The 25,210-nt window shown below is 53.5% G+C and carries 24 protein-coding genes and 2 pseudogenes; 14 read left to right on the plus strand and 12 right to left on the minus strand.

Translation table 11 applies throughout. The annotated features are described in order from the left end of the window. Positions 1-134: 134 nt before the first annotated feature. Positions 135-2,096, plus strand: coding sequence for a U32 family peptidase (locus tag ABK821_RS14095; RefSeq protein WP_343178402.1), 1,962 nt, complete (start codon positions 135-137; stop codon positions 2,094-2,096). A 13-nt stretch (positions 2,097-2,109) separates the two neighbouring features. Here ABK821_RS14095 and ABK821_RS14100 read toward each other — a convergent pair whose 3' ends face one another. From ABK821_RS14100 to ABK821_RS14120, 5 genes are all read right to left on the minus strand, one after another. Then, a complete protein-coding gene (locus ABK821_RS14100; protein ID WP_138362222.1) occupies positions 2,110-2,343 on the minus strand; it encodes a DUF2554 family protein in 234 nt (77 codons plus the stop codon). 156 nt (positions 2,344-2,499) lie between these two features. Further along, positions 2,500-2,784: a hypothetical protein gene (locus ABK821_RS14105; RefSeq protein ID WP_343178401.1), complete on the minus strand. Its 285-nt coding sequence runs from the start codon at positions 2,782-2,784 to the stop codon at positions 2,500-2,502. Between the two features lie 97 nt (positions 2,785-2,881). After that, positions 2,882-3,007 (minus strand): DUF2474 domain-containing protein, encoded by a 126-nt coding sequence (locus ABK821_RS14110; RefSeq protein WP_138362224.1) that lies wholly within the window; start codon positions 3,005-3,007, stop codon positions 2,882-2,884. Continuing rightward, positions 3,007-4,017, minus strand: coding sequence for a cytochrome d ubiquinol oxidase subunit II (gene cydB, locus ABK821_RS14115; RefSeq protein WP_343178400.1), 1,011 nt, complete (start codon positions 4,015-4,017; stop codon positions 3,007-3,009). Before cydB ends, ABK821_RS14110 begins: the two co-directional genes overlap by 1 nt. Next, positions 4,018-5,415: a cytochrome ubiquinol oxidase subunit I gene (locus tag ABK821_RS14120; protein ID WP_308563376.1), complete on the minus strand. Its 1,398-nt coding sequence runs from the start codon at positions 5,413-5,415 to the stop codon at positions 4,018-4,020. A 162-nt stretch (positions 5,416-5,577) separates the two neighbouring features. Here ABK821_RS14120 and ABK821_RS14125 point away from each other — a divergent pair, with 162 nt between their 5' ends. Beyond that, positions 5,578-6,990 (plus strand): PLP-dependent aminotransferase family protein, encoded by a 1,413-nt coding sequence (locus ABK821_RS14125; RefSeq protein ID WP_138362227.1) that lies wholly within the window; start codon positions 5,578-5,580, stop codon positions 6,988-6,990. Between the two features lie 86 nt (positions 6,991-7,076). On the opposite strand, the gene ABK821_RS14130 is transcribed toward ABK821_RS14125, so the two are convergent. Then, on the minus strand, positions 7,077-8,744 hold the full coding sequence (locus ABK821_RS14130) for an OFA family MFS transporter (RefSeq protein ID WP_343178399.1): 1,668 nt from the start codon (positions 8,742-8,744) through the stop codon (positions 7,077-7,079). A 732-nt stretch (positions 8,745-9,476) separates the two neighbouring features. Between ABK821_RS14130 and ydcS the strand changes: the two genes are divergently transcribed. Genes ydcS through patD form a run of 5 tightly spaced genes read left to right on the plus strand, consistent with a single transcriptional unit; the run spans position 9,477 to position 14,830 of the window. Beyond that, on the plus strand, positions 9,477-10,622 hold the full coding sequence (gene ydcS / locus ABK821_RS14135) for a putative ABC transporter substrate-binding protein YdcS (protein WP_343178398.1): 1,146 nt from the start codon (positions 9,477-9,479) through the stop codon (positions 10,620-10,622). Between the two features lie 19 nt (positions 10,623-10,641). Further along, positions 10,642-11,652, plus strand: coding sequence for an ABC transporter ATP-binding protein (locus ABK821_RS14140; RefSeq protein ID WP_308563382.1), 1,011 nt, complete (start codon positions 10,642-10,644; stop codon positions 11,650-11,652). 1 nt (position 11,653) lies between these two features. Next, positions 11,654-12,583, plus strand: coding sequence for an ABC transporter permease (locus ABK821_RS14145; RefSeq protein WP_138362231.1), 930 nt, complete (start codon positions 11,654-11,656; stop codon positions 12,581-12,583). Next, positions 12,573-13,379, plus strand: coding sequence for an ABC transporter permease (locus ABK821_RS14150; RefSeq protein WP_308563385.1), 807 nt, complete (start codon positions 12,573-12,575; stop codon positions 13,377-13,379). The genes ABK821_RS14145 and ABK821_RS14150 overlap by 11 nt, the downstream gene beginning before the upstream one ends. A 23-nt stretch (positions 13,380-13,402) precedes the next feature. Continuing rightward, a complete protein-coding gene (patD, locus tag ABK821_RS14155; protein ID WP_142501914.1) occupies positions 13,403-14,830 on the plus strand; it encodes an aminobutyraldehyde dehydrogenase in 1,428 nt (475 codons plus the stop codon). Positions 14,831-15,104: 274 nt separating this feature from the next. On the opposite strand, the gene ABK821_RS14160 is transcribed toward patD, so the two are convergent. Next, positions 15,105-15,227 carry a small membrane protein gene (locus tag ABK821_RS14160; RefSeq protein ID WP_138362234.1) on the minus strand — a complete coding sequence of 41 codons (123 nt, stop codon included), beginning with the start codon at positions 15,225-15,227 and terminating at the stop codon, positions 15,105-15,107. Between the two features lie 521 nt (positions 15,228-15,748). On the opposite strand from ABK821_RS14160, the gene ABK821_RS14165 reads away from it, so the two are divergent. Then, positions 15,749-16,027, plus strand: a complete 279-nt coding sequence (locus ABK821_RS14165) for a hypothetical protein (protein WP_138362236.1) — start codon at positions 15,749-15,751, stop codon at positions 16,025-16,027. Positions 16,028-16,334: 307 nt separating this feature from the next. After that, positions 16,335-16,508 carry a GhoT/OrtT family toxin gene (locus ABK821_RS14170; RefSeq protein WP_138362237.1) on the plus strand — a complete coding sequence of 58 codons (174 nt, stop codon included), beginning with the start codon at positions 16,335-16,337 and terminating at the stop codon, positions 16,506-16,508. 218 nt (positions 16,509-16,726) lie between these two features. Here ABK821_RS14170 and ABK821_RS14175 read toward each other — a convergent pair whose 3' ends face one another. Beyond that, positions 16,727-18,160, minus strand: coding sequence for an aldehyde dehydrogenase (locus ABK821_RS14175; protein ID WP_142501916.1), 1,434 nt, complete (start codon positions 18,158-18,160; stop codon positions 16,727-16,729). A gap of 270 nt (positions 18,161-18,430) precedes the next feature. Between ABK821_RS14175 and ABK821_RS14180 the strand changes: the two genes are divergently transcribed. Beyond that, complete coding sequence (locus ABK821_RS14180) at positions 18,431-20,029, plus strand: ABC transporter substrate-binding protein (RefSeq protein ID WP_138362239.1); 1,599 nt, start codon at positions 18,431-18,433, stop codon at positions 20,027-20,029. Positions 20,030-20,046: 17 nt separating this feature from the next. Further along, the gene (locus ABK821_RS14185) at positions 20,047-20,280 is read left to right on the plus strand and encodes a DUF2526 family protein (protein WP_142501917.1); all 234 of its coding nucleotides are present in this window, start codon (positions 20,047-20,049) and stop codon (positions 20,278-20,280) included. A gap of 55 nt (positions 20,281-20,335) precedes the next feature. On the opposite strand, the gene ABK821_RS14190 is transcribed toward ABK821_RS14185, so the two are convergent. Continuing rightward, complete coding sequence (locus ABK821_RS14190) at positions 20,336-20,785, minus strand: DMT family transporter (RefSeq protein ID WP_138362241.1); 450 nt, start codon at positions 20,783-20,785, stop codon at positions 20,336-20,338. Further along, complete coding sequence (locus tag ABK821_RS14195) at positions 20,782-21,300, minus strand: GNAT family N-acetyltransferase (RefSeq protein WP_142501919.1); 519 nt, start codon at positions 21,298-21,300, stop codon at positions 20,782-20,784. Before ABK821_RS14195 ends, ABK821_RS14190 begins: the two co-directional genes overlap by 4 nt. A 169-nt stretch (positions 21,301-21,469) precedes the next feature. Here ABK821_RS14195 and ABK821_RS14200 point away from each other — a divergent pair, with 169 nt between their 5' ends. Both ABK821_RS14200 and ABK821_RS14205 read left to right on the plus strand, forming a co-directional pair. Beyond that, positions 21,470-22,045, plus strand: a complete 576-nt coding sequence (locus tag ABK821_RS14200; protein ID WP_138362243.1) for an XRE family transcriptional regulator — start codon at positions 21,470-21,472, stop codon at positions 22,043-22,045. A gap of 65 nt (positions 22,046-22,110) precedes the next feature. Then, the gene (locus ABK821_RS14205; RefSeq protein ID WP_138362244.1) at positions 22,111-23,148 is read left to right on the plus strand and encodes an NADP-dependent oxidoreductase; all 1,038 of its coding nucleotides are present in this window, start codon (positions 22,111-22,113) and stop codon (positions 23,146-23,148) included. A gap of 58 nt (positions 23,149-23,206) precedes the next feature. On the opposite strand, the pseudogene rihA reads toward ABK821_RS14205, so the two are convergent. After that, positions 23,207-23,335, minus strand: a pseudogene (rihA, locus tag ABK821_RS14210) (pyrimidine-specific ribonucleoside hydrolase RihA); the annotation flags it as partial. Position 23,336: 1 nt separating this feature from the next. On the opposite strand from rihA, the pseudogene ABK821_RS14215 reads away from it, so the two are divergent. Beyond that, positions 23,337-24,175 (plus strand): annotated as a pseudogene (locus tag ABK821_RS14215) (Tn3 family transposase); the annotation flags it as partial. A 6-nt stretch (positions 24,176-24,181) separates the two neighbouring features. Here ABK821_RS14215 and ABK821_RS14220 read toward each other — a convergent pair. After that, positions 24,182-25,207, minus strand: coding sequence for an IS630 family transposase (locus tag ABK821_RS14220; RefSeq protein ID WP_171034923.1), 1,026 nt, complete (start codon positions 25,205-25,207; stop codon positions 24,182-24,184). Between the last annotated feature and the right edge of the window lie 3 nt (positions 25,208-25,210).

Genomic DNA, 25,210 nt, shown 5'->3' on the forward strand with positions numbered 1-25,210 from the left:
ACACATTTTTCTTCAATGCGTTGCTGAAAAGTAAAAATTCCCGCTGCGGCGGTAGCGGAAAACATTTTGGTCTGCGTGGCGTTCTGACTACAATAGCCGCCATTTCGCCCCCTATAATGGATAACGACGAACGTATGCGCCTGCAAAACCATCATCTTGAACTACTGAGTCCTGCCCGCGATGCCGGGATTGCCCGTGAAGCGATTTTGCACGGCGCGGACGCGGTCTATATCGGCGGACCGGGATTTGGCGCGCGCCACAATGCCAGCAACAGCCTGAGCGATATCGCAAATCTGGTACCGTTTGCCCATCGCTACGGCGCCAAAGTGTTTGTGACCCTGAATACCATTCTGCATGATGATGAACTGGAACCCGCCCGGCGCCTGATTACTGACCTGTATGAAACCGGCGTGGATGCGCTGATTGTCCAGGATATGGGGGTCATGGAGCTGGACATTCCGCCAATTGAGCTGCATGCCAGCACCCAGTGCGACATTCGCAGCGTTGAGAAAGCAAAATTCCTCTCCGATGTCGGTTTCAGCCAGATCGTTCTGGCGCGTGAGCTGAATCTGCAGCAGATCAAAGCGATTTACGATAACACCGATGCGACCATTGAATTCTTTATTCATGGCGCTTTATGCGTGGCCTATTCCGGGCAGTGCAATATTTCTCACGCGCAGACCGGCCGCAGCGCCAATCGCGGCGACTGCTCCCAGGCTTGTCGTCTCCCTTATACCCTGAAAGACGATCAGGGGCGCGTGGTGGCCTACGAAAAACACCTGCTGTCGATGAAAGATAACGATCAGACCGCCAACCTGGCCGCGCTGATTGATGCGGGCGTACGCTCGTTTAAGATCGAAGGCCGGTATAAGGATATGAGCTACGTGAAGAATATCACCGCGCATTATCGCCAGATGCTCGACGCGATCATCGACGATCGCGGCGACCTTGCCCGTTCCTCTGCGGGCCGGACCGAACATTTCTTTGTCCCATCCACGGATAAAACTTTTCATCGCGGCAGCACCGACTATTTTGTTCATGCGCGCAAGGGCGACATTGGCGCGTTTGACTCGCCGAAGTTTATTGGCCTGCCGGTGGGGGAGGTTCTGAAAGTCGGCAAAGATTTTCTTGATGTTGAAGTGAGCGAAGCGCTGGCCAACGGTGACGGGCTTAACGTAATGATTAAACGTGAAATTGTCGGCTTTCGCGCCAACACGGTAGAAAAAACCGGCGAAAACCGTTATCGCGTCTGGCCAAACGAAATGCCTGCCGATTTATATAAAGCGCGACCGCATCAGCCGTTAAACCGTAACCTCGATCATAACTGGCAGCAGGCGCTGTTGAAAACGTCCAGCGAGCGTCGAATCGCAGTAGATATCGAACTAAGCGGATGGCAGGAACAACTGGTTCTGACCATGACCAGCGAAGAGGGGGTGAGCGTTACGCATACTCTGGACGGTGAGTTTGTCGAGGCGACCCAGGCGGAGAAAGCGAGGGCCAGCTTACGTGACGGCGTGGCCAGGTTAGGCCAGACAATTTACTACGCGCGTGATGTACAGATTACGCTCCCGGCGCTGTTCGTACCCAATAGCCTGTTAAACCAGTTGCGCCGTGAAACGGCTGAAATACTGGACGATGCGCGTCTCAGGGCAGTAGTGCGCGGCCGCCGTAAACCGGTTTGCGTACCGCCGCCTGTTTATCCGGAAACCCATCTGTCGTTTCTGGCGAACGTTTATAACCATAAGGCGCGCGAGTTTTATCAGCGTTACGGCGTGCAGTTAATTGATGCCGCCTATGAAGCACATGAAGAGAAGGGAGACGTGCCGGTAATGATCACTAAGCACTGCCTGCGCTTTGCCTTTAATCTGTGCCCAAAACAGGCGAAAGGCTCTATTAAGAGCTGGAAAGCCACGCCAATGCAGCTGATTCATGGCGATGAAGTGCTCACGCTGAAATTTGATTGCCGTCCTTGCGAAATGCATGTGATCGGCAAGATAAAAAACCATATCCTGAAAATGCCGCTGCCTGGCAGTATCGTGGCTTCTGTCAGTCCGGATGATCTGTTGAAAACGCTGCCGAAACGTAAGGGCATCTGAGCGCCGAGAGTTGCTACCGGTCGTCATGCATTTTGGGTTTCCGTGCATTCTGCCAGTGATGATGTTCGCGCAGGTCGGATGCGGCTTCCTCGCTCCGACTGCGCAGTTCATCGCTGTCTGCTTCATGTCGCAATTGTTGTTCGAGACTTTGAATCGGGAAGAAATCGTGCCCTTGTTTGCGGGCCAGCACGTGCCCGGAAAACAGCGCACACATTAGCAGTAACGTCGCGATGTATCTCTTAAACATACTTTTTTCCGTTCTGTCGCTAACTGTGGCTCACTATGCCAGGGATTTGTTGAGCTTATTTCTGCGGTTATCAAAGAAGGGAAAATCCTTTGTCAGCGTCGCCTGACAGAGGGCGAAAAAAAGCCCGACAGGTTCGCTATCGGGCGGAGGGGCAATTTAGTTTTTCGGCGGTAACGGCTTATTGTTCTGCTTACCGTCTTTATGCTCACCTTTTGGCGACTGTTTGCCATCCTTGCGCACACCTTTCGGCTGGTGTTTACCGTCATGCTTCTTGCCTTTCGCCGCTTGCCTGCCGTCGTGCTGACGCGCTTTCTGCTGGCGATCGTTATTGTGCTGCGTCGCGGAAGTTTTTTCTGGCGGCGGGGGCGGGTTATCTGCTGCAAAAACGAACGACGACAGCCCAAGCGTCATCACTGCGGATAACAAAAAAATCTTTTTCATCACGACATCCTTTATTTTTATGTGCTTAGCGATTTCAGCAAATAAAAATGGAGACAAGATGGAGATACGGCAATCAGTTTCATTGCCGCAGGATGTCTTAGGCCTTTAGTCCTGCCGCGGTCATTAATAGCCTGAATCCCAGACTTATTGCCGCCAGCGCGAGTACGCTGGCTCCCCACAGGGCGAGCATCCATAATATTCTCTTGAGCCATAATTGTTGCATCAGTGGTATCCCTCTCCATGTTGAACTTTGCCGCGAAATACGTAGTAACTCCAGAAGGTGTAGCCGAGGATTACCGGCAAAATAAGCAACGCGCCGACCAGCATAAAACCCTGACTTTGCGGGGGCGCGGCAGCCTGCCAGAGAGTAATGCCCGGTGGAATAATATGCGGCCATATACTGATGCCCAGACCGCCAAAACCGAGAAAGATCAGTCCCAGCGTGAGGACAAAAGGCAGCAGGTGGCTGGTGCTGTTATGCAGCGTGCGCCATAACCAGGCGCTTAGGGACGCGACCAGCAACGGTACCGGTAGCAGGAAGAAGAGGTCAGGCAAACTGAACCAGCGTTCGGCAATGGCCGGTTGGGTTAACGGAGTCCAGATGCTGATGCCGGCAATAACGATCAGCAGAGCCAGCAGCAAACCGCGTGCGATGACTCGCATATTTCTGTGTAGCGAATTTTCGCTTTTCATCACCAGCCAACTGGCGCCCAGCAGTGCATAGGCAATACACAACCCCAAACCGCAGAACAGAGTAAACGGCGTGAGCCAGTCAAACATTTCGCCGCTAAAATGGCGGTCGCTTACCGCGAAGCCGTTGATTACCGCGCCAACCACCATTCCCTGGGTGAACGTCGCGAGAATCGAGCCCCCCATAAAGGCGATATCCCAAAACGGGCGGTGTGATGGGGTAGCGTTAAAACGAAATTCAAAAGCGACGCCGCGAAAAATAAGGCCGATCAGCATCAGAGTGAGTGGGATCGTGAGGGCATCAATAATCACCGCGTAGGCCAACGGAAACGCGCCAAACAGGCCAGCACCGCCAAGCACCAGCCAGGTTTCGTTGCCGTCCCAGACCGGGGCGACGCTATTCACCATGACGTCACGATCGGCGACATCCCGCGTGACGCTGAATAACATGCCAATGCCCAGATCGAAGCCATCCATCACGATATACATCAGGATGGCGAAAACGATAATGACAAACCAAATGACGGATAAGTCGATACCCATTTAACGAGACTCCTTAGATTTAAAATCGTCCATTGCGGCAGAGAGTGGGCGTGCTGGCGTGCCTGAGGTCGCTGGCTGCGCTTCCTGTGGTCCTTTACGAATCAGACGTAGCATGTAGCTATAGCCGATACCGAATACCGCGCTATAGACCACAATAAAGGTCAAAAGACTGATCGACATATGCAGGGTACCGTGCGCGGAAACGGCATCAGCGGTACGCAGTACGCCGTAAACGACCCAGGGCTGACGGCCCACTTCTGTCGTGACCCAGCCCGCAAGGATGGCAATCAGCCCCGAGGGGCCCATCCACAGCGCAAAGCGTAAAAAGGGGCGGCAATGATACAGTCGGCCGCGATAACGCAGCCACAGGCCCAGCGCGCCGAGCAGGAGCATCAGCATGCCTAGCCCGGCCATCAGGCGGAAAGACCAGAAAACGATGGTGGAATCAGGACGATCTTGCGGGGCGAACGCCTTCAGCGCGGGAACCTGTTTATCCAGACTATGGGTGAGAATCAGGCTACCGAGGGCAGGAATTTCCAGACCATAGCGAGTACGTTCCCGTTGCATATCCGGCCAGCCGAATAGCAGCAGCGGGGTGGGTTCTCCGGGGATATTCTCCCAGTGGCCTTCAATGGCGGCGATCTTGGCGGGCTGGTACTTGAGCGTATTCAGCCCGTGCATATCGCCGATCGTTGCCTGAATAGGGGCGACAATCAGCGTCATCCATAGCGCCATGGAGAACATCGCACGAACGGCGGGGGTATTGTTGCCGCGCAACAGGTGCCATGCCGCTGAGGCGCCGACGAATAGCGCGCTGCTGAGAAAGGCCGCCAGCGACATATGCAGCAGACGGTAAGGGAACGATGGATTAAAAATAACCGCGAACCAGTCCACCGGCACCACCTGGCCGTTGACGATCTCAAACCCCTGCGGCGTTTGCATCCAGCTATTGGAGGCGAGGATCCAGAACGTGGAGATAATCGTCCCCAGCGCCACCATACAGGTGGCAAAGAAGTGAAGGCCGGGGCCGACACGATTCCAGCCAAACAACATCACCCCGAGGAATCCGGCTTCAAGGAAGAAGGCGCTCAGGACTTCATAGGTCAGCAGAGGGCCGGTAATGCTCCCGGCGAACCCGGAGAATCCGCTCCAGTTTGTTCCGAACTGCCAGGCCATCACCAGTCCGGAAACCACGCCCATACCAAAGTTGACGGCGAAGATTTTCGACCAGAAGTGGTAAAGCGAGCGCCAGGTCGGATTTTGGGTTTTTAACCATAAGCCTTCCAGCACGGCCAGGTAGCTGGCTAACCCGATGGTGATGGCGGGGAAGATAATATGAAATGACACGGTGAAGGCGAACTGGATCCGCGCCAGGTGGAATGCGTCGAGGCCGAACATGCAAAACTCCGCAATAAAATTGATTCAGCGCAATTCTAAGCCGGGTTATAAATGCGTTGCAGGAACAGAAAAGGGGTTTTTTCCTATAACAGTTTTTATAACCGACTATTATTTTTCATCTGATATATTATTGTTCCTGAGAATGGCGAAGCGGAATGCGTAATGAAAAAGTATCAGCAGTTGGCGCAGCAGATTAGCGAACAGATTACGCTTGGGGTGTGGCTACCCGGGGATCGGCTACCCTCACTGCGTGAACAAGTGGTAAGCAGCGGGATGAGCTTTATGACCGTCAGCCACGCCTATCAACTGCTGGAAAGTCAGGGACGGGTTATCGCGCGTCCACAGTCGGGCTATTATGTTGCCCCGCAACCGAGCAAACAGCGCCAGGCTGAGCCGCCCGCGCAGGTGACCCGCGATGAATCGGTTGACATTAATACCTACATTTTTGAGGTGCTGCAGGCCAGTCGTCAGGCGTCGATGCTGCCGTTTGCCTCCGCTTTCCCCGATCCGCGTCTGTTTCCCTTACCGCAACTCAACCGCTCGCTGGCGCAGGTGAGCAAAACCGCGACGGCCATGAGCGTGATTGAAAACCTGCCGCCGGGCAGCGATAAATTGCGGCATGCGATTGCCCGACGCTATGCGCTTCAGGGGATGAATATCTCCCCGGACGATATCGTTATTACCGCCGGAGCGCTGGAAGCGCTCAACCTTAGCCTGCAGGCGGTCACTGAACCCGGCGACTGGGTCGTGGTGGAAAATCCCTGCTTCTACGGGGCGCTACAGGCGCTGGAAAGGCTGCGTCTCAAGGCCTTGTCGGTGGCGACGGATGTCAGAGAGGGGATCGACCTTGCCGCGCTGGAACAGGCGTTACAGAACTACCCGGTCAAAGCCTGCTGGCTGATGACCAACGGGCAAAATCCGCTCGGCTTTACCCTTAGCGCAGAGAAAAAATCCCGGCTGGTGGCGCTGCTGGCACGCTACAACGTGATGCTGATTGAAGATGATGTCTATAGCGAGCTCTATTTTGGCCGCGAAAAACCGTTACCAGCGAAGTTCTGGGATCGCGATGACATGACGCTACACTGTAGCTCTTTCTCCAAGTGTCTGGTGCCAGGGTTTCGCATCGGCTGGGTGGCGGCGGGCAGGCACGCCCGGCGAATCCAGCAGCTACAGTTGATGAGCACGCTTTCCACCAGTTCGCCAATGCAACTGGCGCTGGTGGACTATCTTGCCACCAAGCGTTACGACGCGCATTTGCGGCGTTTACGTCGTCAGCTCGCCGAACGCAAACAGCAGGCCTGGCAGGCATTGTTGCGTCATCTCCCTGCGGAGGTGAAAATTCATCATAGCGATAGCGGCTATTTCCTCTGGCTTGAGCTCCCGGCTGGCGTCGATGCTGGAGAACTTAGCGCCCGCGCACTGACTCATAACATCAGCATCGCGCCGGGTAAAATGTTTTCCACCACCGCAAGCTGGACCTCATTTTTCCGCTTTAATACCGCATGGGGCTGGGGCGAAAGAGAAGAGCAGGGAGTGAAACGATTGGGTGAATTGATCCGCGAGATGCTGGTGTAGCGTTGTCTTTTCCCGGACGTTTATCTGACGATAAACATAAAAATGGCGCTGTATCCGCAACAGAGCCATTTTCGTTAAAAACGCCTCTAATGGAACAATGCGGCCGTCTGTTGCAGCGTGACCCATACCCCCCATAGCAACGGTACGCCAACAATCAGCCATGCCAACGCTACAACAGGCTTACTGCCAGGAGACGCATTCCATTCGAGTGCAGCATTGGGATTCACGTTATACATTGAGCGAGCAGCCGCCAGCTCTGCCTCTGTCATATAGTATTTATCTGCGACCGGGCGAATCATCAGGTTACACAATAGTCCCAGCCCCAGCATCGCGGCCAGAATATAGAGGGTTATGTTGTATACATCAGCCTGAGGTACACCGGCGTTTAGCTGATATTCGCGCAGGTAGTTCACCAGCACGGGCCCCAGTACACCCGCAGCGGCCCAGGCGGTTAACAGCCGGCCATGAATTGCGCCCACCATTTGCGTCCCGAACAGGTCGGCCAGATAGGCGGGGATCGTGGCGAAACCGCCGCCGTACATTGAGATGATGATGCAGAATGCAATCACAAACAGTACCACATTACCCATTTGCCCCAGCCAGGGGACGGAGGCGTACAGCGCAATACCGATGGAGAAGAACAGGGCAAAAGTCGTTTTGCGCCCAAACCAGTCAGAGCAGGACGCCCAGAAAAAACGACCGCCAATATTGAACAGGCTCAACAAACCGGTAAAGCCTGCTGCAATAGCGGCGATACTGGTCAGCTGCGAAGCATTAAGTTGATTGTAGGTGAGCGTATTGCCCAGCAGTTTGCCGGCAAAGACTTCCTGCAGAAGCGGCGAAGCCATGCCGATAATACCGATACCAGCGGAAACATTCAGGCAGAGTACGGCCCAGCACAGCCAGAACTGCGGTGTTTTACAGGCCACGCTGACGTGCACATGCCGTTCTGTTATTTTCATCTTGTTAGCCTTAGGTTCCGGAGGCGTCCAGCCAGCCGGTTTCCAGCCAATTGGCGGAATACGGTAAGCAATAGCGCCTGAAACCATAAAGAGGGTGTAGATAACCGACATGACCAGGAAGCTCTGCCACACCCCTAAACCATCCGCGCTGGCAAAATAGGTCATCAGCTTATTTGCCAGAGGCGCGCCAACCATCGCCCCCCCGCCAAACCCCATAATTGCCATGCCTGTTGCCATACCACGCTTGTCGGGGAACCAGCGAATCAGGGTTGAAACAGGCGAAATATATCCCAGTCCCAGACCTATCCCGCCGATAACGCCAGAGCCGAGCCATAGCATCCATATCTGATGCAGATAGACGCCAACGGTTGAGATGAGCAGGCCACCGCACCAGCATAGCGTGGATACCAATCCAACTTTGCGTGGCCCGGCCTTCTCCAGCCAGGTGCCCCAGATTGCGGCAGAACAACCAAGAAAAATAAAAAACAACGTATATGTCCAGCCGAGCATAGAGATTTTCCAGTCACAGGTGGTTGAAATCACCTGCTGAAAAAAACGCATGTTTGCTGGACAGGTTACAGGTGCCGTAATACCAATTGCTTTTGAAAGCGGTAACCAGAAAACAGAGAAGCCATAGGCCATACCAATACATAAATGGATAGCTAATGCTGCAGGCGGGACAAGCCAGCGGTTAAATCCCGGCCTGGCGATAATACGTGCTTTTGAAAAAAATGGCGGCGGTGCGTTATTAGCTGGTGTCGGTGGTGCGACATCCAGAGTGTCATTATTCATATATCCTCCATTCTGTCTGGGCCTTAAACTGCTATTTGAAGGCATCTATGCTCGTCTTGCAGGTCTTTATTAACAGACCTTTCTTTTAAAGCATTTTCCATACCAAAACTAATGGGGGTTATATCGACGATCTATTTCAGGCTGTTGGCGAATGGATTGCGGCATAACTCGCCTCATCCATAAGAACCGCCAGCAGGCTGCTGTATTGCAGGGTGAAAGTCCGTGTCTGGCGTACTTTTTGCGTTATCCGTCCCCCGGTTTTGCCGCTTCGCAACGAGGCCAGTACGATTCAAAACGGTTCATCTTTTTTCTGCTCATTCGAATGATTTTGGGGGTAAATATGACCGTTTAATTTTATAATAGAAGCTTATTGATAATCGCCAATATAGTAATTTCCCTGATATTTAATCATATTGGGCAATTAATGGTGAATGTGTTTTTTACTAAATTGACATAAAGGGCTATCAAAGTGATACCAATATATCGGCTATCATTTTTGATATTATTACTCCGCCATTAGTCATAGGAAATATGCATAGTCGTTTTCTCCGGCTAACTCCTTGTCTATAATCCATAAAGTTATCCAGAGTATCTCGTTTTTTGCGTAATGCGCCCCTTGTCACAACCTGAATAAATTTCTCCTGGGGCCATAACGTGCCGTCTACTGTTATTAAGGGAGATATTTTTACGGCATGGCTGCCGCTAATTTTCTTGTGACAGGAGTAAGACCCGATGAGCAAAAAAATTGCCCGTGGTAGCCTTTGTGTGCTGGGTATGGCTTTTCTGACGGCGCAGGCCGCAGAGCCGCCGGTGTCTCTCGATAAAGGCGAAGGCCGTCTCGATATTATCGCCTGGCCGGGATATATCGAACGGGGACAGACGGATAAAAGCTACGACTGGGTCACCCAGTTTGAAAAAGAGTCCGGCTGCCAGGTAAATGTTAAAACCGCCGCAACGTCTGACGAAATGGTCAGCCTGATGGCTAAAGGCGGCTACGATCTGGTGACCGCATCCGGCGATGCGTCTCTGCGCCTGATTATGGGTAAGCGCGTGCAGCCGATTAACACCGCGCTGATCGCCAACTGGAAGACCCTCGATCCGCGTGTCGCAAACGGCGCATGGTTTAACGTCGGCGGTAAGGTTTACGGCACGCCGTATCAATGGGGGCCTAACCTGCTGATGTATAACAGCAAAACGTTCCCGACCCCGCCCGATAGCTGGAGCGTGGTCTTTGTGAAACAAACGCTGCCGGACGGCAAAACCAATCAGGGCCGCGTGCAGGCCTATGACGGGCCGATTTATATTGCCGACGCCGCGCTGTTTGTCAAAGCCACGCAGCCGCAACTGGGCATCACCGATCCCTACCAGCTTACCGAGGCGCAGTACCAGGCGGTACTGAAAGTGCTGCGCGCTCAGCACCCGCTGATTCATCGCTATTGGCACGATACCACCGTACAGATGAGCGATTTTAAAAACGAAGGCGTGGTGGCATCCGGCGCCTGGCCGTATCAGGCCAACGCCCTGAAAGCAGAAGGTCAACCGATCGCCACCGTCTTCCCGAAAGAAGGGGTAACCGGCTGGGCGGACACCACCATGCTGCATAGCGACGCCAAACATCCGGTGTGCGCCTATAAATGGATGAACTGGTCGCTGACGCCGAAAGTTCAGGGCGATGTCGCCGCCTGGTTTGGTTCACTGCCGGTGGTCCCGCAGGGCTGTAAAGCCAGCACGTTGCTGGGCGATAAAGGCTGCGAGACCAATGGCTACAATGCGTTCTCGAAAATTGCGTTCTGGAAAACGCCGGTGTCTGAAGGTGGCAAATTTGTTCCCTACAGCCGCTGGACTCAGGATTACATCGCGATTATGGGCGGTCGTTGAGCAGCCAGGGGCGAAGAGAATGCACGCGGTTGAATTTGATAACGTTTCGCGGCAATACGGTGATGTGCGGGCCGTGGATGGCGTCAGTATCGCCATTCGCGACGGTGAATTTTTCTCGATGCTGGGGCCGTCAGGCTCCGGCAAAACGACCTGTCTGCGTCTGATTGCCGGGTTTGAGCAGCTTTCCGGTGGGACGATTCGTATCTTTGGTCAATCGGCCAGCGAACTGTCTCCCTGGCAGCGCGATGTGAATACCGTTTTTCAGGATTACGCGCTGTTTCCGCATATGTCGGTGCTTGATAACGTCGCCTATGGGCTGATGGTCAAAGGAATCGGTAAAAAAGAACGCCATGCCCGCGCTCATGAAGCGCTGGAGAAGGTCGCGCTCGGTTTTGTCCACGCGCGCAAACCCGCGCACCTTTCCGGCGGTCAGCGTCAGCGGGTCGCGATAGCCAGGGCACTGGTCAATCAGCCGCGCGTTTTGCTGCTGGATGAACCGCTGGGTGCGCTGGATTTAAAACTGCGCGAGCAGATGCAGGTTGAACTGAAAAAACTGCAACAGGATCTGGGGATCACCTTTATTTTTGTTACCCACGATCAGGGCGAGGCGCTCTCGATGTCCGATCGCGTCGCGGTGTTTAATCATGGACGCATTGAACAGGTTGATGCGCCTCAGACACTCTACCTGCGGCCTAAAACGGCGTTCGTTGCCGGATTTGTCGGCACCGCCAATGTCTTTAACCCTGCGTTTTCACAAAAATTGTGCGCGATGCCGGGGATGTGGTCGCTGCGCCCGGAACACATTCGTTTGAATGTTGCCGGAGAGGTTCAGATTGAGGGGGTGGTGCAGGCGGTACAATATCAGGGCGCTGCGACACGCGTCGAACTGAAACTGCCGGGAGGCGAAAAGCTGCTGGTGAGTCAGGCGAATAGTGATGGCGGCTCGGCGTTGAACGCGCCGCCGGTAGGGCAAACGGTGCTGGCCTCATGGTCTCGGGAATCAATGGTGCCGTTAGAGAGTGGAGACTGAGATGACCCTGGCTATTCCGTCGACTTCCGGTGGACGTCTGTCCGGATTCTTCTGGCGCAGGCCTTCGCTGGCATTGTTTTTACTGCTGTTGGGGCCGCTAATGTGGTTTGGCATTGTCTATCTGGGCTCGCTCCTGACCCTTTTATGGCAAAGCTTTTACACCTTCGATGATTTTACCATGTCGGTCACCAGCGAACTGACGCTGGCCAATCTGTGGGCGTTATTTAGCCCGGCAAATTACGATATTATTGTGCGCACGCTGGTGATGGCGCTTGCCGTCACTCTCGCCAGCGCCATTCTGGCGTTGCCGATGGCCTGGTATATGGCGCGTTACACCCGCGGCAAAATGAAGGCGTTTTTTTATATCGCGGTGATGCTGCCGATGTGGGCGAGCTATATCGTTAAAGCCTATGCCTGGACATTGTTGCTGGCGAAAGATGGCGTGACGCAGTGGTTTTTGCGGCATCTCGGGCTGGAAAGCGTGCTGAGCATGGTGCTGACTATTCCGGCGGTGGGGGGCAGTACGCTGTCGACTTCCGGGTTGGGACGTTTTCTGGTGTTTGTCTATATCTGGCTGCCGTTTATGATCCTGCCGGTTCAGGCGGCGCTGGAACGATTGCCGCCATCGTTGCTCCAGGCCTCCGCCGATCTTGGCGCATATCCTCGCCAGACCTTCCGCTACGTGGTGCTGCCGCTGGCGATTCCCGGCATTGCCGCCGGGTCGATTTTTACCTTCTCCCTGACGCTGGGCGACTTTATCGTCCCGCAACTGGTGGGGCCGCCGGGTTTTTTCATTGGCAATATGGTTTATTCCCAGCAGGGGGCGATCGGCAATATGCCGATGGCGGCAGCGTTTACCCTGGTGCCCATTGTCCTGATTGCTCTCTATCTGGCGTTGGTGAAACGTCTGGGGGCATTCGATGCACTCTGAACGCGCACCGCTGTTACTCAAAGCCGCAACCTGGGGGGGCGTACTGTTTCTGCATTTCCCGCTGCTGATTATCGCGCTCTATGCGTTTAATACCGAAGATGCCGCTTTCAGCTTCCCACCCCAGGGCCTGACTTTGCGTTGGTTTCATGAAGCGGCGGGGCGCAGCGATATCATTGAATCTGTGACGTTGTCACTAAAAGTGGCCGCGCTGTCGACAGCCATTGCGCTGATACTTGGCACGCTGGCTGCAGGTGCTCTGTGGCGCAGCCGTTTTTTTGGCAAAAACGCCGTGTCGCTGCTGCTGCTGTTGCCGATTGCGTTGCCGGGCATTATTACCGGCCTCGCGCTGCTGACGGCTTTTAAGGCAGTGAATCTGGAGCCTGGGCTGCTGACCATCGTTGTGGGTCATGCGACGTTTTGCGTGGTGGTGGTGTTTAACAATGTTATTGCCCGCTTTCGCCGGACGTCGTGGAGCCTGGTGGAAGCATCAATGGATTTAGGTGCAACGGCCTGGCAAACCTTCCGTTACGTGGTGCTCCCCAATTTAGGGTCGGCGTTGCTGGCGGGGGGAATGCTGGCGTTTGCCTTGTCGTTCGATGAAATTATCGTGACCACATTTACCGCTGGCCATGAACGTACGCTGCCGCTCTGGCTGCTTAACCAACTGGGGCGTCCGCGGGATGTGCCAGTCACCAACGTGGTCGCGTTGCTGGTGATGGTGGTGACGATGATACCAATTTTGGGGGCCTGGTGGCTCACCCGTGACGGCGACACCAGCGCTGAAAACGGAAAATAATATACCGATACAGGATGCATGCTATGCAAAATAACCTTTTGATTAACGGTAAGTTAGTGGCTGGAGAAGGCGAGAAGGTGCCGGTATTTAATCCTGCCACCGGTGAGGAGATTTTGTCGATCGCGGAAGCCAGTGCGGCACAGGTCGATGCGGCGGTTGAGGCCGCCGATCGGGCGTTTGCCAGCTGGAGCCAGACTACGCCGAAAACCCGCGCGGAGTGCCTGCTTAAGCTGGCGGAGGCGATTACCGAAAATGCGCAGGCGTTGGCCGAGCTGGAGTCCCTCAACTGCGGTAAACCGCTGCACTGTGTGGTCAATGATGAACTACCGGCGATAGCCGATGTGTTCCGTTTTTTTGCCGGGGCAGCACGCTGTCTGCCCGGTATGGCCGCAGGCGAGTATCTCGAAGGACATACATCCATGATCCGCCGTGACCCGGTTGGCGTTGTTGCCTCTATTGCACCGTGGAACTATCCGCTGATGATGGCGGCCTGGAAGCTGGCCCCCGCACTGGCGGCGGGTAACTGTGTGGTGATCAAACCTTCAGAAATTACGCCATTAACCGCGCTGAAACTGGCTGAACTGGCAAAAGATATTTTTCCCGCTGGGGTGCTGAACGTGCTGTCTGGCCGAGGGGCCAGCGTGGGTGATCCCCTGACCGCACACGCAAAAGTCAGAATGGTGTCATTGACCGGTTCGATTGCCACCGGGGCGCATATTATCAGCCATACGGCGTCGTCGATTAAACGTACCCATATGGAACTGGGTGGCAAAGCGCCGGTGATTGTCTTTGACGATGCGGATATTGACGCAGTGGTTGAGGGCGTAAGAACCTTCGGTTTTTATAACGCCGGTCAGGATTGTACCGCCGCGTGCCGTATTTATGCCCAGGCCGGTATTTATCAACAGCTGGTGGAGAAACTCGGCGCAGCGGTCGCCAGTCTGAAAATGGGGTCACCGGACGATGAAACGACGGAACTGGGGCCGCTCAGTTCCCTTGCGCATCTGGAGAGAGTCAGTGCCGCTGTGGATGCCGCTCGCGCGTTGCCGCATATACAGGTCGTTACTGGGGGAAGCAAAGCGCCAGGAGAAGGTTACTACTATCAGCCCACGCTGCTGGCGGGGGCAAGACAGGAGGACGCCATCGTACAGCGTGAGGTATTTGGCCCGGTAGTCAGCGTTACTTCATTTGCCGATGAAGAGCAGGTGCTCGACTGGGCTAATGATTCACAGTATGGCCTGGCATCGTCGGTATGGACCAGGGATGTTGGCCGGGCGCATCGCCTGAGCGCGCGTTTACAGTATGGCTGCACCTGGGTGAATACGCATTTTATGCTGGTCAGTGAAATGCCGCATGGCGGACAAAAAAGCTCCGGCTACGGCAAGGATATGTCGATGTACGGTCTGGAAGACTACACCACCATCAGGCATGTGATGATCAAGCACGGGTAGGACAATCAGGGGTATCGCCTGTTTCATGAGGACGCCAGGCCGCGTCATGACATGACGCGGTATAATGCGAAAGTCAAAGGCTGTGTTCAGGTGAAAGTCTGACTGCCTTTCAGGTATTCTTCAGTGAAACAGTGAGTCTGGTCCTCAACAGCGATGTCGTTCACAGGATGGCGAAGTCAGGGTACAGGAGGTTGAGACAAAAAAAGATCGCGGAATACCTGCAATTAATCGTTATGCAGCAACGGATTTATTATTGATTAAAATGATTATCAGGCTAATGTTTTGTTTTTTTCCTCGGCAAACTTGTTTGTCGGCGATCGCGAAGATAAGAAATAAGATTATAAATCGCAGTCACCAGTAAAATTAACGCCACAATAAGCACGGCGATTTCGGTCATGTACCACCTCAAAATCAAATGAGCAAAAAATGATCTTTGTATAATTTTCGCTTATGAATTTATAATTTTGTGCAAAACATTGCAAATGATATTTTTTGTCATTTAAACCTGTATCCGTTATACGCAGACAGAGTAATTTAATTATAATTAATTGATATTTATCGTTTTTTTATGGTGGTTGTGCGTTTTCCCGCATACGGCTATCGCCCGGTCCCTGCCAAAAATGGTGATCGTGATATCGCCATGGGAACGCAAATGTATAAAATTTAATGAATATTGCGGATGGTTCGCTTATTTTCAATTTATCATTCGCAATACTAAAGTAACCTTCTTTATTCAGCGGCAGCTATCGATAGTGGAAATAAACCATAATAATAATGCTGTTATTATCCGTCGGCGCCAGCCCTATTCAGTGTATGGCCTAACAGAGGTATTGGTGCAGCTACGCTGGGCCTACCGTGCGCTGAATCAGCCAGATGATAATTTAACGGGGCGGGGCGTTTGACTTCCTGTCGCGGCTCATGCGAACATTCGGCGCAATATGTGACTTGGTCGTTGATATTATTTTGAATAAAATAGCGTGTATTCTTTTTGTCGCTTGTGCCACCGCGATTGTCTACGGAAATTTTCCAGCCAGGCGAATCATTGGATGTGAAAAGCAGGGTGTTACGGAATCTATCTGTGTTGCAGCGGAGTGGGATAGTGAGAAGGTCGATCTGTTACCGGCCTGGGATCCTGAAAACCTGAAGATGCTGGCCATACAAAAGAACGAGTCCGCTGCCGGTCCTTTCAAATCATAACATGCAGCTTTTGATGGCTATTTTTTGAGAGCGCATATACGAAATTAAAACTAACAATATCCGGCTGATAAGCACATGCGTTGCGCCAGCATACTCAGAATGATTTTTTGCTAAAGACGTTCGCAACATCATCCATATAAATATTCCTCGACAGGTATAATACCCGCTCACAGATTACACTGGCGGATAAAACCGCTTTTAGCGTGAAACCTGCCACCCGCTTTATCACGTGGCAGGCTCTGACCTATTCCGGGATGTGAAAGGGTATTGCGCAGCACGCTATGACTTGTCAGGGAAGGAAGAAAAAATGACTTTATACCAGAAAATGCTAATTTTTTATGCTGTTATGGGGTGTATTTGCGCCATAATCAGCTGGTTTTTAACTAAGGATAAACTCTGGGTTCGCCTGCTGGCGGCGTTGCTGATCGGCGCGACCTGGCCGTTTAGCTTTCCGATGGCGCTGCTGATCTCATTGTTCTGATGGAGACCGGCAGTTAATCTCAGGATAGTCGGGTAAAAAAGAGTCATGTTTAACGGCAGTTATTCGACGAAGGCTTTCTTTTCGCTTTCTTTATCCAGGGGAACGGTCACGGGCCACCGTGCATCCGTTCCCCCGACGCGCCTTCTGCAGAACGTCAACTTACCGATAGCGTTTTCAATCTCCTGTGAGAATTTAATTACCGCTGGCGGCCAGGAAACTTAAAACGGCAGTTCACGCGGGCGAGTTTGCAGCGTGATCCAACGTAACTCAGTAAATTCCGCAATTCCTGCGCGTCCGCCAAAGCGGCCATAGCCCGAGGCTTTACAGCCGCCGAACGGCATTTGTGCCTCATCATGCACGGTGGGGCCATTAATATGACAAATGCCGGTTTGCAGATTTTGCGCCAGATTCCAGGCCCGGGCGCTGTCTGCGCTGTAGATCGCTGACGAGAGGCCATATTCACTGTCGTTGGCGACGGCCAGTGCTTCCGATTCATTTTGTACGCGAATAATGGATTTCACGGGGCCAAACGACTCTTCACGCCAGATGCGCATTTCCCGGGTTACGCCATCCAGCAACGTAGCGGGCATCTGCGTCGAACTGGCCGTGCCCCCGGCTAACAGGCGTGCCCCTTTCGCCAGCGCATCTTCGATCAATGCGTTGCAGTGAGCCACGGTTTTCATATCAACGACCGGACCGAGAAGGCTGGCGGGCAGGGCGGCAGCCCGGTGGGCAAGCAGGGCTACAAACTCTTCTGCGACGGCCTCATCAACGATGATCCGTTCTGTCGACATACAAATTTGCCCGGCATTGGCGAATGCACCAAAAATTGCGCCTGCCGCAGCCTGTTCGAGGTCGGCGTCATCCAGTACCAGCAGCGGCGCTTTGCCACCCAGTTCGAGCACTGCGGGCTTCAGGTGTTCGCCACAGGTGCGGGCGATTATCCTGCCCACCGCAGTGGAACCGGTAAAAGTGACACGGCGCACGGCAGGATGGGCGATCAATGATGCCACCAGGTCTGGCGCGTCGTCGGGGGTGCAGGTCAGATAGTTGACCACGCCGCCGGGAAAACCCGCGGCCGCAAGGGCATCAATAATCAGCCCCTGGGTCGCAGGAGACAACTCTGCGCCTTTAAGAATAACCGCATTGCCGCAGGCCAGCGGTGTGGCAATGGCACGCGTCGCGAGGATCAACGGGGCATTCCAGGGCGCGATGCTGAGCACTACACCCGCCCCCTGACGGATGCCCATCGCCAGGTTGCCCGGCACATTTGAAGGGATGACCTGGCCCTCAATCTGGGTCGTCAGCGCGGCGGCTTCGCGCAGAATATCAGCCGACAGATGAACATTAAAGGCGGCCCAGTGTGCCGTTGCCCCGGTTTCCGCCGCCATGGCGGCAATAAAACGCGCCTCGCGTAACAGGATTTGCTCTGCGGCCTCCAGCAGAAGGCGGCGACGTTCAGCCGGCAGTGTGTCGCGCCATCGCAAAAATGCGCCGTCAGCGGTATCAGCGCAGCGACGGGCATCCTCCAGGCCAGCGGCGCTGGCAATAGAGGCAATCTCTGCCGTTAATGGGTTGTGACGGGTAAAGGTGGCGTGAGTGTCGGCATCGTGCCACTGGCCGTTGGTGTACAGATTGCAGGTTATTGTCATTGTTAGCCTCTCCTGAGGTGGCGATTTTGCCGAGTGTAGCGGGTTGCTACGCGGCATAGTGCTAACGGGGCGGTTATCGCCCCCTTTTTTAATAACCTTCTGCAAACATCACATTTATTAGTGAAGCAAAGGTAAAAAAACAGACGGATGTTGAATTAATCGGCAACCTGGCAGTTTTTAGCATAACCTGATACCGATTGATTATTTGCCGGTTGAATTCACTTGTGCTGTGATTAGAGCACTTATAATAAATTGATAAGGCTTATAACCATGTCTACAAGGAAAACCGTTCTTGCGCTGGCGTTGAGCGCACTATTGCCAACGGCCAGCGTGCTGGCGGCGGGGAATGACACGTTGGTCTATTGCTCCGAAGCGTCGCCGGAATCTTTTAACCCACAAATTGCCAGCTCAGGGCCTTCTTTTGTCGCCAGTTCACAGGTGCTGTATAACCGCCTGATTAACTTCGACCCGGTAAAGAATACGCCAATACCTTCGCTGGCAACTGCATGGACCGTCTCTCCGGACGGCAAAACCTGGACTTTCACTTTGCGTAAGGGCGTGAAATTCAACAGTAATAAATATTTTAAGCCGACCCGTGATTTCAACGCCGATGATGTCCTGTTCTCAGTTCTGCGCCAGAAAGATGATAAACACCCGTACCACAATGTTTCGCAAGGGCATTATGAGTATTTCCACGATGTCGGCCTGGATAAGCTGATTAAAGAGGTCAAAAAGATCGATGATTACCACGTGCAGTTTGTCCTCAACGAGCCGAACGCGGCCTTTCTTGCCGACTGGGGGATGGATTTTGCCTCGATCCTTTCTGCCGAATATGCCGATGCGATGCTGAAAAAAGGCACGCCGGAATATGTTGATACCTGGCCTGTCGGCACAGGCCCTTACGCGCTGCAGCAATATAAAGCGGATTCACTGATTCGTTATATCGCCAACCCGCACTACTGGGAAGGCCCCGTCCCGACCAAACATCTGATTTTCTCGATCACGCCAAACGTCGAGACGCGTCTGGCGAAGCTGCAAACCAACGAATGCCAGATTATTCCGGCACCGTCGCCGGTACAGTTCCCGCTAATTAAAGGCAATAAAGACCTGGCGCTCCATTCGGTGGAAGCGCTGAACGTTGGCTATCTGGCGTTTAACACCGAGAAAAAACCGTTTGATAATGTGCTGGTACGTCAGGCGCTTAACTACGCCACTGACAAACAGGCGATCGTAAAAGCGGTCTTTCTGGATTCCGGCAGGGTAGCGAAATCGCCGATCCCGGCCAATATGCTCGGTTATAAGCAGGATCTGCCGGATTACAGCTATGATCCGCAAAAAGCGAAAGCGCTGCTTAAGCAGGCCGGGCTGCAAAACGGCGCTGAAGTGACCCTGTGGTCCATGCCGGTGCAGCGCCCGTATAACCCAAATTCGCGGCGTATCGCGGAGATGATCCAGAGCGACTGGAGCAAGGTAGGGGTTAAAGCTAAAATCGTCACTTATGAATGGGGTGAATACCTTGCGGGGATGCGTAAAGGTGAGCACGACAGCGCGCTGTTTGGCTGGATGTCCGATAATGGCGATCCGGATAATTTCGCCGGTACGCTGTTAAGTTGCGACAATATTAAGACCGGCTCTAACGTCGCCCGCTGGTGCGATAAGTCATATGATGCGCTGGTGAAAAAGGCTATCCTGGTCAGTGACCCGCAGGAACGCGCCAGACTATATGGTCAGGCGCAGGACATTTTTTACCAGCAGGCCCCCTGGATCACGCTGGCAACTGGTAAAACCTTCTACGCCACGCGCAGTAACGTCAGTGGCTATAGCGTGAGCCTGATGGGCAGCGATTTTTCCAAAGTAAAACTTAATTAAGCTGCAAGGAGATATGCATGTCGCATCTGGATGAGGTCATCGCCCGCGTGGATGCCGCAATTGCGGAAGGCGTCATTAGCCATATGAATGAACTGCTGATTGCCCTGAGCGATGACGCCGGGCTGGGACGTGAAGAGCGGTATAGCCAACAGCAGCGTTTACGTACGGCTATTGCTCAACATGGGCGCCAACAGCAAGAGGCGCAGGACGCGCGCCGGGAGCACCTGACCCGCGGCGGCGAGATTCACTAAATACGCCTCATTGCCTGTTTTAATCGCGAGATGATTACAGGCGTAAATTCCGCCGCTAAAACTGGCGTCTGGCCACCAGCCAGGCGCCAGCCACCAGCATCACCGCGCCACAGAGCGGGCCGATGAGCGCGCGAATTGGGACGTTGTGCGCACGAAGCAGATCAATCACCAACCCGCCGACCAACTGGCTGGCAATCAACAGCGCAATCGTCGTCGTCGCCCCGACGTGCTGGTAGCCGTTGATGCTGGCAAAGACAAAAAACGATCCCAGCAGGCCAGGAATGAGCGTCCACCACTTTACGCTGTACGCCAGTTCCTGAAACCCGGCAACGCCATGACGTAGCGCCAGTATCGTTACGAATATCACAATTCCCACCAGCGAGTTGAGCAGCATCGCAATCAAAATCGTGGAAGCGGACTGGGTGATTCGCACCATCAGCGTATTCTGCAAGACCAGCCCGACGCCAGCGGCAATCAGGCAGGCCAGGGTCAGCGACTGATTCATGCGCTGCCGTCCGGATCGCGGCGATCGTCGAGCTGGAGTTGCATAAAGGTCAGATCCAGCCAGCGACCAAATTTTGTGCCTACCTGCGGCATTTGTCCGGTCGTGATAAAGCCGAGGGCCTTATGCAGATGCAAAGAAGCCTGATTCTGCGCTTCAATGCCCGCGACCATCACGTGTTTGTTCTGGCGCCTCGCTTCGCTAATTAAGGCAACCAGCAGACTGCGGCCTACGCCTTTTCCCTGGTGTTCCGGATGAACATAAACAGAGTGTTCAACGGTATGACGAAACCCGTCAAAGGCACGCCACTCCCCAAACGAGGCATATCCGGTAATAATGCCGTTTTGTTCGCTGACCAGTACCGGATAACCGGCTAGTTGTCGGGCCTCAAACCAGGCGATACGGTTATCGGTATCCACGGTTTTATCATTCCAGATAGCGGCGGTATGCATCACCGCATGGTTGTAGATTTCAGCGATTGCCGCGCAATCATCTCTGCTGGCATGGCGAATGGTCATGGCGAACCTCAATGGTTGTACACTATAGTAGTACGATATTATTACAATAATGGAATTAACGTTGTCATCCGTTTCGGCCATTTTATTTGATAATGTTCAGGAATAAGGGCTGAGATGCCTGTCGCTATCGGCTTGTTGCCGATAATTTCATACACTATATTGTCACAATATGACTATCTTAGAAGATAACCTTAACCAGCGCATCAGCGCACGAATCCGAATCGAGCGGGAGTCCCGGGGCTGGTCGCTGAGCGAGCTGGCGGAGCGAGCGGGGGCTTCGCGGGCGATGATCCACAAGATCGAACGCGGCGAAAGCAGCCCCACTGCGTCGATGCTTGGGCGACTTTCCGGCGCTTTCGGCATGAGCATGTCGACGCTAATTGCCAGGGCAGAGATGCCTGAAGGCAAACTCCTGCGTTTTGCTAACCAACCAGTGTGGCACGATCCCCAGAGCCACTATCTGCGCCGTCACGTTTCGCCGCGCAGCGATTTGCCGATTGATCTGGTGCAGGTGGCGCTACCGCCCGGCAGCGATATTCCGATGCCCGCGGCCTCTTATGCGCAGGCCCGGCAGCTAATCTGGTTACAGCAGGGTGAACTGGTCTTTATCGAAGGCAACACCCGCCACGAGATGCTGGCGGGAGATTGTCTGGAGTTGGGCCCGCCTGCTGATTGTCGCTTTATTAATGAATCCACGCAGCCCTGCACCTACCTGGTGGTTCGCCTGAACCAATCTGCCTCATAATGTCAATGCGCTATGCCCGAAAAGAGGCTAGCCTCAGTACAGGCATGTCAAAAAAGGAGTTTGTTATGGCTTTCAATCCACAACGCCATCGCCGCTGGCTGCTGGCCTCTCGTCCGCATGGCGAACCAACCAGAGACAACTTCCATCTGGAAGAGGGAGACGTCGCTTCTCCGGGGCCCGGACAACTGCTGCTGCGTAGCGTGTTTTTATCATTAGACCCCTATATGCGTGGCCGAATGAGCGACGCGCCGTCCTACTCGCCGCCGGTGGCGATTGGCGAGGTGATGGTGGGCGGCACCGTGAGTCGCGTGGTGGAATCAAATCACGCTGATTTTCACCCCGGTGACTGGGTTCTGGCCTATAGCGGCTGGCAGGATTATCAACTCTCCGATGGCAGCGGGCTGGTGAAGTTAGGCAAGAACCCTGAACATCCTTCCTGGGCGCTGGGTATTCTTGGAATGCCTGGTTTTACCGCTTATATGGGATTGCTGGATATTGGTCAGCCGAAGGCGGGCGAAACGCTGGTGGTCGCAGCCGCCACCGGCCCGGTTGGCGCCACCGTCGGGCAGATCGCGAAGCTGAAAGGTTGCCGCACAGTGGGAATTGCCGGTGGAAGTGAGAAGTGTCGCTATGCAGTAGAAACCCTTGGTTTTGACGTATGTATCGACCATCGTGCGCCTGATTTTGCGGTTAAATTGCTCGAAGCCTGCCCGCAGGGGATCGATATTTATTATGAAAACGTCGGCGGTAAAGTGTTCGACGAAGTGCTACCGCTGTTAAATACCTCGGCCCGGGTACCGGTGTGTGGTCTGATCAGCGGCTACAATGCCACCGCGCTGCCCGATGGGCCGGATCGTCTGCCGTTGCTGATGGCGACGATCCTGAAAAAACGCATTCGTATGCAAGGGTTTATTATTGGCCAGGACTACGGCCACCGCATTCAGGAATTCCAGCAGGAAATGGGGCGCTGGGTGCAGGAAGGGAAAATCAAATACCGCGAGCAGGTGGTCGAAGGGCTTGAGAACGCGCCGCAAACCCTGATTGGTCTGCTGAGAGGCGAGAATTTCGGTAAGGTGGTGATCCGCGTTTCTCCTGATGATTAACGCATTTCCCGGCGGCGCAGGCCGCCGGTGCGCCGGATAATCGCGAAATAACAACAGATTATGCATAAAACTTCAGCCGTTCGGCCAGCAGGTCAACAAACGCCTGGCGGTCAACATTCAGCATTACTGTGGTCTTCGGCTTCCTGCCGGTCAGGTTATAAAAATCGACTACCGTCATTCCCTGCGTGTCAGCCGCCCTCGCAGAGCTGGTAAACGCACAAGGGAAAAGACCACTGGCGGCATTCTGGGGAGACGGGACAACGTCATCATCAGATGGACAGAATTTCAGAACAGGCAGCTCAGGCCGCTACGGAGGGCAGGTTAACCCGAAATATGGGCAGGAGCCCGGACGACAGTTTTATACCCATATATCGGATCAATACAGCCCGTTTTACACCTGTATAATCAGTCGAGTCAGGGATTCAACCCATGTGCTGATGGCTTGCTGTACCGCGAAAGTGACCTGGAAATCAGGGAGCATTACACCGATACCGCGGGTTTCACCGATCATGTCTTTGCCCTGATGCATCTGCAGGGGTTTGCGTTCTGTCCGCGAATCAGGGATCTCCACGACAAGAAGCTGTTTATCAAAGGGAAAGCGGGCCAGTACCCGGCGCTTCAGTCACTTATATCAACGACCAGCCTGAATCTGAAAGAGATCGAAATTCACTGGCGTGAAGTGCTGCGTCTGGCGACCTCGATAAAGCAGGGAACCGTGACAGCATCTCTGATGCTGAAAAAGCTAGCCAGCTACCCCAAGCAAAACGGACTTGCCAAAGTACTGAGAGAAATTGGCCGCATTGAGCGAACGCTGTTTATGCTCGACTGGTTCCGCGATCCTGCACTGCGTCGGCGGGTACAGGCGGGGCTGAATAAAGGTGAGGCACGTAACGCACTGGCGCGGGCGGTATTTATGCACCGCCTGGGAGAAATCAGGGACAGGAAGCCGGAAAATCAGAGCTATCGCGCCAGTGGTCTGACGCTTCTGACGGCTGCGATCTCGCTGTGGAATACTGTGTATACCCAATAAACTTCAAGACGCGGGTTTGAGTACCTGAAAGTGATCGTTAATTCTGGACGTCAGAGAACCCGCTATTCCCGGTAGCGTATGATCGAAAAATTCAGATATTGTATCCCTGAACTCCCTGCTACTACCGAAGTAGCGATTATTCCGGGCATGTTCGTTCATTAATTTCCACATTCGTTCTATCGGATTCAGGTCTGGACTGTACGGCGGGAGATAGTGGAGTTTTATATTTACCACTTCCGCCCAGTCTTTCACTAAAAGTGAACGGTGATAACCCGCACCATCCAGAATAACATGAACTTTCTGGTGATAATCCGGATAAATTTTACGTATCTCATTGAAAAAACGAGATACGTTGTATTCATTAATCGTTTTATATTCGCAGATTATCGGGTGTCCCGGAGCCTTCAGATTCAGCGCCCCCATAATATTCAGCCGTGTACGACTGCCTGTTGTTTTTACCGCTTTTCTCTGGCCTTTGCGTATCCAGCCATAACTGATTTTAGTGGCCTGAGTCGGATGGACTGCATCAATAAAAAGAACCGGTTCATCACCCGCGGTGGCTTTGAGTTCTTCATAATATTCAATGAATTGCTTTTGTTTCTCTTCACTGAATTTATGCGGGACGCCTGACGGTTTTTTGTAAGTAAAGCCGTTACGATGCAGCCACTTGTTCATTCCCGGAACGCTGAAAACGATATTCCATGTCCGGGCAACAAACTCGATAACTTCATGGGTATGGTGAAACAGATTATCGGTCAACTGGCTGATTAAAAAGCTCGTTTGCTCGGCATTAAGTTTACTGTCTGAACCGCCATTTTCGGGTTTCAGTTTCCCTTTGTTCAGAAACTCGCTGATATGGTGGTCAACGGTTGTCTGATGCAGGCGCAAAGCCTGAGCGATCATAGCGGAACTCCAACCTTCGGAAGCCAGAAGAATGGCTTTAATACGATCTCTGACCCGCCCGTCACGACTGGAGTCATGAAGACGTTCAAGGTCATTTTTTTGTTGGTCGGTGATGAAGATTTTCATGGG

This window comes from Klebsiella sp. KE9456, from assembly GCF_043832615.1.
Lineage (GTDB): Bacteria > Pseudomonadota > Gammaproteobacteria > Enterobacterales > Enterobacteriaceae > Klebsiella > Klebsiella indica.

What these genes read in the sequence shown, in the direction of transcription:
- ABK821_RS14095 (WP_343178402.1), top strand. Translation starts at nt 135, where the DNA reads ATGCGCCTGCAAAACCATCATCTTGAACTACTGAGTCCTGCCCGCGAT.
- ABK821_RS14100 (WP_138362222.1), bottom strand. Translation starts at nt 2,343, where the DNA reads ATGTTTAAGAGATACATCGCGACGTTACTGCTAATGTGTGCGCTGTTT.
- ABK821_RS14105 (WP_343178401.1), bottom strand. Translation starts at nt 2,784, where the DNA reads ATGAAAAAGATTTTTTTGTTATCCGCAGTGATGACGCTTGGGCTGTCG.
- ABK821_RS14110 (WP_138362224.1), bottom strand. Translation starts at nt 3,007, where the DNA reads ATGCAACAATTATGGCTCAAGAGAATATTATGGATGCTCGCCCTGTGG.
- cydB (WP_343178400.1), bottom strand. Translation starts at nt 4,017, where the DNA reads ATGGGTATCGACTTATCCGTCATTTGGTTTGTCATTATCGTTTTCGCC.
- ABK821_RS14120 (WP_308563376.1), bottom strand. Translation starts at nt 5,415, where the DNA reads ATGTTCGGCCTCGACGCATTCCACCTGGCGCGGATCCAGTTCGCCTTC.
- ABK821_RS14125 (WP_138362227.1), top strand. Translation starts at nt 5,578, where the DNA reads ATGAAAAAGTATCAGCAGTTGGCGCAGCAGATTAGCGAACAGATTACG.
- ABK821_RS14130 (WP_343178399.1), bottom strand. Translation starts at nt 8,744, where the DNA reads ATGAATAATGACACTCTGGATGTCGCACCACCGACACCAGCTAATAAC.
- ydcS (WP_343178398.1), top strand. Translation starts at nt 9,477, where the DNA reads ATGAGCAAAAAAATTGCCCGTGGTAGCCTTTGTGTGCTGGGTATGGCT.
- ABK821_RS14140 (WP_308563382.1), top strand. Translation starts at nt 10,642, where the DNA reads ATGCACGCGGTTGAATTTGATAACGTTTCGCGGCAATACGGTGATGTG.
- ABK821_RS14145 (WP_138362231.1), top strand. Translation starts at nt 11,654, where the DNA reads ATGACCCTGGCTATTCCGTCGACTTCCGGTGGACGTCTGTCCGGATTC.
- ABK821_RS14150 (WP_308563385.1), top strand. Translation starts at nt 12,573, where the DNA reads ATGCACTCTGAACGCGCACCGCTGTTACTCAAAGCCGCAACCTGGGGG.
- patD (WP_142501914.1), top strand. Translation starts at nt 13,403, where the DNA reads ATGCAAAATAACCTTTTGATTAACGGTAAGTTAGTGGCTGGAGAAGGC.
- ABK821_RS14160 (WP_138362234.1), bottom strand. Translation starts at nt 15,227, where the DNA reads ATGACCGAAATCGCCGTGCTTATTGTGGCGTTAATTTTACTGGTGACT.
- ABK821_RS14165 (WP_138362236.1), top strand. Translation starts at nt 15,749, where the DNA reads ATGCGAACATTCGGCGCAATATGTGACTTGGTCGTTGATATTATTTTG.
- ABK821_RS14170 (WP_138362237.1), top strand. Translation starts at nt 16,335, where the DNA reads ATGACTTTATACCAGAAAATGCTAATTTTTTATGCTGTTATGGGGTGT.
- ABK821_RS14175 (WP_142501916.1), bottom strand. Translation starts at nt 18,160, where the DNA reads ATGACAATAACCTGCAATCTGTACACCAACGGCCAGTGGCACGATGCC.
- ABK821_RS14180 (WP_138362239.1), top strand. Translation starts at nt 18,431, where the DNA reads ATGTCTACAAGGAAAACCGTTCTTGCGCTGGCGTTGAGCGCACTATTG.
- ABK821_RS14185 (WP_142501917.1), top strand. Translation starts at nt 20,047, where the DNA reads ATGTCGCATCTGGATGAGGTCATCGCCCGCGTGGATGCCGCAATTGCG.
- ABK821_RS14190 (WP_138362241.1), bottom strand. Translation starts at nt 20,785, where the DNA reads ATGAATCAGTCGCTGACCCTGGCCTGCCTGATTGCCGCTGGCGTCGGG.
- ABK821_RS14195 (WP_142501919.1), bottom strand. Translation starts at nt 21,300, where the DNA reads ATGACCATTCGCCATGCCAGCAGAGATGATTGCGCGGCAATCGCTGAA.
- ABK821_RS14200 (WP_138362243.1), top strand. Translation starts at nt 21,470, where the DNA reads ATGACTATCTTAGAAGATAACCTTAACCAGCGCATCAGCGCACGAATC.
- ABK821_RS14205 (WP_138362244.1), top strand. Translation starts at nt 22,111, where the DNA reads ATGGCTTTCAATCCACAACGCCATCGCCGCTGGCTGCTGGCCTCTCGT.
- ABK821_RS14220 (WP_171034923.1), bottom strand. Translation starts at nt 25,207, where the DNA reads ATGAAAATCTTCATCACCGACCAACAAAAAAATGACCTTGAACGTCTT.